This is a genomic window from Okeania sp. SIO2B9, from assembly GCF_010672505.1.
Taxonomy (GTDB): Bacteria; Cyanobacteriota; Cyanobacteriia; order Cyanobacteriales; family Microcoleaceae; genus Okeania; species Okeania hirsuta.
In genome coordinates, this window is sequence record NZ_JAAHGK010001252.1 from 1 (window position 1) to 2,238 (window position 2,238).

At 38.7% G+C, this 2,238-nt stretch carries 3 protein-coding genes; 2 read left to right on the forward strand and 1 reads right to left on the reverse strand.

Annotation, left to right across the window (positions count from 1 at the left end):
• Positions 1 to 764: 764 nt before the first annotated feature.
• Positions 765 to 929, reverse strand: a complete 165-nt coding sequence (locus tag F6K13_RS29485; RefSeq protein ID WP_161564933.1) for a hypothetical protein — start codon at positions 927 to 929, stop codon at positions 765 to 767.
• 41 nt (positions 930 to 970) lie between these two features.
• On the opposite strand from F6K13_RS29485, the gene F6K13_RS29490 reads away from it, so the two are divergent.
• A complete protein-coding gene (locus F6K13_RS29490; protein ID WP_124143165.1) occupies positions 971 to 1,414 on the forward strand; it encodes an ATP synthase subunit I in 444 nt (147 codons plus the stop codon).
• Positions 1,415 to 1,480: 66 nt separating this feature from the next.
• The gene (gene atpB / locus F6K13_RS29495) at positions 1,481 to 2,182 is read left to right on the forward strand and encodes a F0F1 ATP synthase subunit A (protein WP_287289335.1); all 702 of its coding nucleotides are present in this window, start codon (positions 1,481 to 1,483) and stop codon (positions 2,180 to 2,182) included.
• The last annotated feature ends 56 nt before the right edge of the window (positions 2,183 to 2,238 follow it).

The window sequence follows — 2,238 nt, forward strand, 5'->3', positions numbered from 1 at the left end:
TCTGTCTTCCCCTCCTGGGAGGGGGAGACAGGAGGAACGGGGAATGAGCGAGGAGATAGGAGTAAGAATTGTCCCTTGATTTTTCTGCCCAACTATGAGCCTAAAATACTAACTTTTTGAGCGTTTTAGACTGAAATAGGTGAACTTTTTTCGACCCCAAAAAGGCTAAAATCTTTATATTTCAATGCTTTGATATTTAATTAGGGTTTGCGTATGGAAAGTCTTTTTGCTGGGGTAGGAGACAGGATACAGGAGACAGGAGACAGGAGTTATGGGAATGAGTGAGGAGGTAGGAGTTAAGAATTGCCTCTCAATTTTTCTGCCATAATCATCCCAAAATACTAGCATGCATGAGCTTTTTCCACCAAAAAGTTGGTACTTTTTTCAACTCTAAAACCCTAAAACCTTTATATTTCAATACTTTTAGGATTAATCAGCAAACCCTAATTAGCAAGCCCTACTTCAAGGCATTCTTACGGGCTGTGTTGCAAAATAGTGAGGGTTGTGAGCTACTTGGGGCTATTTTTACCATGAATCAGTTATAAAAAACCTTATATCTTTGAACCAATATTCCCTTCTGCCTTCTGCCCTCTGCCCTCTGCCCTCTGCCTTTGTACTACGTTTTGAAGTGCGGAATTTAGGTTCTATCAAGTCTTATTAATTAGCCATAATCAAAATCTTTTCCCCGATCAATTTCTCTCTGTTCCCTGTTCCCTATTCCCTCAATTTTTTATTGTGGGTATTCAAAGATACATAAAATTATATCATGTCCGGATAATTAGTGATAAAAAACTTTCTTCTTCTCTTCCTTCTTTTTTCCTCCTGACTCCTGACTCCTGACTCCTGACTCCTCCGACTTCTGGCCTATAAATTTTAACTTTTGACTTCTGGGTATGCTTGCTCCAACATGGTATGATGACTATTGGCATATAAAAAAAGCCTACCACTTGTGATTAGTATCTAAATTTTTGTGAATACATCTGATACATCACCAGAAACCATAACTGTTGACGATAGTGATACTCCAGAAGTTGGCACTGCAGGCGCAGAACCAAATACTTCAATGCAAGAGTATTACAAACTGCAGCAGGAACTATATGTAATCACCTTGACAATTACAGGTATAATATTTGTCTTTGTCTGGGTTTTTTACTCCCTAAACATTGCTCTTAATTATTTGATAGGAGCAACGACAAGTGTGGTTTACTTAAGGATGTTAGCTAAAGAAGTTGAGAGTATTGGCGGGGATAAAAGAAGTGTAGGTAAAACAAGGTTAGCAATATTTGTCGGGCTGATGATATTAGCAACTCAGTTGAATCAGCTCAAAATTTTGCCGATTTTCCTTGGGTTTCTGACTTACAAAGCAGCACTAATAATATATGTAGTGCGAACATCCTTGATGCCAAACTCATAACAATTGAAGCAAATTCTAATTCTTGAAAAATCCACTTGATATAAATCGGGAAGCCTGAGAATCAAAATGCTAGATATTTTGCATACTATTAACTATTTACCCCTGGCCGAACTAGAAGTTGGCCAGCATTTTTACTGGGAGCTAGGCAGCCTCAAAATACATGGGCAAATTTTACTTACATCTTGGTTTGTAATTGCCCTGATAGTTTTGGCTGCTTTAACAGCAACACTCAATGTGCAGCGAATTCCTAGTGGGATGCAAAATTTCATGGAGTACATCCTAGAATTTATACGCAGCCTAACAAAAGACCAAATTGGTGAAAAAGATTATCGCCCTTGGGTGCCATTTGTTGGTACTTTGTTCCTATTTATATTTGTGTCAAATTGGTCAGGAGCGCTAGTACCATGGAAAGTAATAGAACTACCTTCGGGAGAACTAGCTGCCCCCACAAGTGACATTAATACAACAGTAGCATTGGCACTACTGACTTCCATAGCATATTTTTATGCAGGTATCAGCAAAAAAGGCTTAGGATATTTTGCGGGCTATGCTGAACCAGTACCATTTATGGTCCCCTTTAAGATCATAGAAGATTTTACCAAGCCTTTGTCCCTAAGCTTCCGTTTATTTGGTAATATTCTTGCTGATGAATTGGTTGTGGGAGTGCTAGTTCTGCTAGTACCTCTATTTATTCCTTTACCACTAATGGTTTTGGGTCTATTTTTAAGTGCTATTCAAGCATTGATGTTCTGCGCCATGTTCTTCTAACGCTTCTCCGATGTAGTTAGCAGCTAGGGTTGCAAAAATCAATGCTTGAATAGCAA